The organism is Terrabacter sp. P5_B1 (genome assembly GCF_056400505.1).
Window position 1 is genome coordinate 1 of sequence record NZ_JBFULD010000391.1, and the last position, 3,484, is coordinate 3,484.

Below are 3,484 nucleotides of genomic sequence, written 5' to 3' on the forward strand. Positions count from 1 at the left end.
CAGGGCCGTCGGCGGGTCCTCGAGCTGGAGGACGCGGTTGAACGACCGCGTGACGGGCAGGGACGCGTGAGCCGCGTGGATGACGCGCACCATGTAGCCGTTGAGCTGCGCCGTCCCGACCGGGCGCGTGCCGACGGTCTGCGGGTGGCCGAAGTCCCCGCCCACCGCGATGCGCCACGGAGCCTCGATGATACGAGCGGCCTTGCGGTGGAATCGTTTCGGCAGGTCATCGGACCCGATGCCCGTCCGCGCCACCACGTCGCCGAGCGCTGCCGCCTGGAGCGCGGACGACGTCATCCCCTGTCCGTAGATCGGGTCGAAGCTGCTCGACGCGTCCCCGACGGTGACGAAGCCCGCCGGCAGCGCGTGGACCTTCTCGTAGTGCCGGCGTCGGCTCGAGGGGAAGCGGTAGGTCTCGATGTCGGAGACCCGCTCGCAGTGCCTGATGAGCTGCGCCACCGCCGGCGTCGACAGGGAGGCAGCGAAGCGCTCGATCTCGGCGTCGCTCGTCGGGGGCACGTCCCCGTGCACACCGGAGAGGGTCACCTGCCACCGGTCGCCCTCGACGGGCACGACGGCCCCACCGCGGAACGTGCCGGGGTTCTCGATGCTGACGAGCAGCATGCCCTCGAAGTCACCGGGCGAGCGACGCAGGAAGAAGGACGTGTAGCCGATGTCGATACCGACGGTGGTGACGGGCGGGTCGAGCACCTGGGAGGCCGCGAGGTCGTGGGCGATGCGAGAGCTGCGCCCGGAGCAGTCGACGACGAGGTCGGCCGTCCGGGGCTCGCCGTCCACGACGACCCCGGTGACGCGTCCCAGCCGCATCGTGACCGCCCCGACGGTCATGCCGTCCTCGATCGTCACACCGGGAAGAGCAGCCACCCGGCCTCGTACGACGTGCTCGAGCAGCGGACGGGTCATGCCCAGACCCGGCCGGCCCCAGTAGCCGCGCGTCCGGTAGCCACCGCCCTGGTGCACCCACGCGTCGCTGCCGTCGACGGGGACCGCACCGTGCGACGTGAGCTCCGCCTCGATCCCGGGGAACCACTCGCGCAGAAGCTCGAGGCCGGCGGACAGGAGCACGTGCAGATGCCGCCCCTGCGGCACCCGACCGCGCGGCGCGACCTCAGCCGGCAGGCGGTCCCGCTCGAGCACGACGACCGACTCCGCGTGATTGGCCAGCGCCCGTGCCACGAGCAGCCCGGCCATGCTGCCGCCGACCACGACGACCCGGCCCGCACGCGCAGCTGTCATGGTCCACCTCATCTCGCCGATGGCGTTGACGGGACACGACAAGGCTAGAGCTCTGGAGGTTTGGGTGGGGTTTGATGGGGGCATGACGGAGCACACCGACGCGCCGACTTCCGCACAGACCTCCGCACAGACCTCCGCACAGACCTCCGCACAGACCTCCGTGCAGGCCAACGCGGCCCAGCCGTGCACCCACGTCGCCGGCGACGACCTCAGCCCTGCCGACCCCACGCCGGGGATGAGCCGGCAGGTCGCCCTGCACACCGAGTCGATGTGGTCGGGCACGGTCGACACCGAGGCCGGCGCGGTGTCCGGGTGGCACCACCACGGCGACCACGACACCACGCTCTACGTCGTGTCGGGCCGGATGCGGCTCGAGTCCGGACCCGGAGGCGAGGTCGTCGTCGAGGCCGGCCCGGGAGACTTCCTGCGCGTGCCGGCCGGGGCCGTCCACCGCGAGTCCAACCCCGGCGACGACACCTCCCGCGCCGTCATCGTCCGGTGCGGCTCCGGGACTCCCACCGTCAACGTCGAGGGGCCGGCGCCGTCGGCTCCCTCCGACGGCGTCTGAGCGACCAGCCGACTCGCGATGCGCGCGACCATCACCGTCCAAGGCGGCGCCGACCCCGCGGTGGCGTGGAGCCGCTACGAGAACCTCGACCTCTGGTCCACGTGGTCGCCGCAGATCTCGGAGGTCATCGCAGCGACCCGTCGCATCAGGTCCGGCCTGGCCGGGCTCGTCGTCGGGCCGCTCGGGATCCGCGTGCCATTCGAGGTGCTGGCCGTCGACGCAGACGTCATGGAGTGGAGCTGGCGCGTGCGTCTCGGTTTCGTCCATGCGACCCTCGACCACGTCGTGCGTCCCACGCCCGGAGGGTGCGCCACCGAGCTCGTCATCGAGGCGCCGGCCTTCGCGGTCATCGGCTATCGCCCGGTGGCCGCGCTGGCCCTCCGCCGCCTCGTCCGGTCCGAGCTCTAGTCCGTCGGCTCCGGACGAGCAGGTATGCCGTCGGCCTTCTCGTGCTCGACGCCCCCGAGGGCCTCGCTGTCCACGATTTCGCTGTCCACGATTTCGGTGTCCACGATTTCGCTGTCCCCGGGCTCGGTCTCGACCCTGCCGTCGTCCAGCGCAGCGACGCACCGTCGAACGATGTCCGTGACGTCGTCGTGCGGGGTGACGGCCACGAGGTCGTGGGCGGGGCCGTCGAACTGCAGGGGCCGAACCGCTGACCCGAGCAGCAGCGGCACCGGGTCTGCGAGCGCGGGTCGCAGGGTGATGGCCTCGCGGCTCAGGCTGCCGACGTAGATCGGCTCCAGACCGTCGCCGGTCCGACGCACCACGACGAGGTGGACGTCATCGGCTGCGACGGCGACGCTGATCGCCCGGCGTGCGGCAGCGAGCGCGAACGACGCGAGGCCGCTGAGGTAGCGGGAGTTGCGCTCGGCTCGGGTGCGGCGGCGCAGCATCGGTCGGCCGCTCGAGGAGAAGCCGGGCCCCCGCTCGGCGACGATGTCGATGTCGGGGTAGCGGGTCACGATGGTGACGTAGCCCCGCGAGCTCTCGGCGTCCCACCCGGCGTCGATGCACGTGCACCCGCATCCGGCGGCGGCGAACTCGGCGTCGAGCTCGGCGATGACGGCGCTGCGGTCGTGCCCGGCGAGGGCACTCCACTGGTCGTTCACGACGGCAGCCCGGTGTTGGGCGATGACGACCTGCGCCAGGTCGAGGGCACGACCGAAGGTGTCGGCCTCGGTCTCGGCGGCGGCCCGTGCCTTGCTGCGCGCCGATCGCTTGAACACCGACACCCGCGGCAGGGCCGCCTCGAACGCGTTGCGCTCGAGCAGGGCCCGTTCCCTGGCGGGGAGCCCGCCGGCCTCCGGCGTCTCGGGCCGGCGCCGCAGCGGGTGGTTCTCGAGGTGGAGCGAGCGCAGCGTCTCCTCGACCGACCAGAGCGCGGGCAGGTCGTCGGACTTCTGGGCCTGCCGGGCGCGAGCCTCGAGCTCGATCAGGGTCGGGTGCTCGTCGGCGGTCGGGGCGGATCGGTTCGACGCGAGGCGCGACCCGACCCCCGTGTCGGGTCTTGACCGCTCGCCCTCCAGGGTCGCGCGCAGTCCGGACGCAGAGGAACTGAGCCGCACCTCGGGTGCGACCCTGAGCAGGACGTCCACCTCAGATGTCCAGCCCGGCCGGTGCCAGCAGCCCGTCCCGCTGCCAGGAGCGGTCCGGCTC

Annotated in this window: 4 protein-coding genes; 2 read left to right on the forward strand and 2 right to left on the reverse strand. The window is 72.5% G+C overall.

Translation table 11 applies throughout. The annotated features are described in order from the left end of the window. Positions 1-1,257: FAD-dependent oxidoreductase (locus AC1DP0_RS19720; protein ID WP_478087847.1), on the reverse strand; the 1,257-nt coding region annotated here is incomplete at its 3' end. Between the two features lie 82 nt (positions 1,258-1,339). Between AC1DP0_RS19720 and AC1DP0_RS19725 the strand changes: the two genes are divergently transcribed. Beyond that, on the forward strand, positions 1,340-1,825 hold the full coding sequence (locus AC1DP0_RS19725) for a cupin domain-containing protein (protein WP_478087849.1): 486 nt from the start codon (positions 1,340-1,342) through the stop codon (positions 1,823-1,825). Positions 1,826-1,843: 18 nt separating this feature from the next. Further along, positions 1,844-2,233, forward strand: coding sequence for an SRPBCC family protein (locus AC1DP0_RS19730; protein ID WP_478087851.1), 390 nt, complete (start codon positions 1,844-1,846; stop codon positions 2,231-2,233). Here the strand turns inward: AC1DP0_RS19730 and AC1DP0_RS19735 are convergent. After that, on the reverse strand, positions 2,230-3,484 hold a 1,255-nt coding region (locus AC1DP0_RS19735; RefSeq protein WP_478087853.1), incomplete at its 5' end, for a hypothetical protein. The genes AC1DP0_RS19730 and AC1DP0_RS19735 overlap by 4 nt on opposite strands.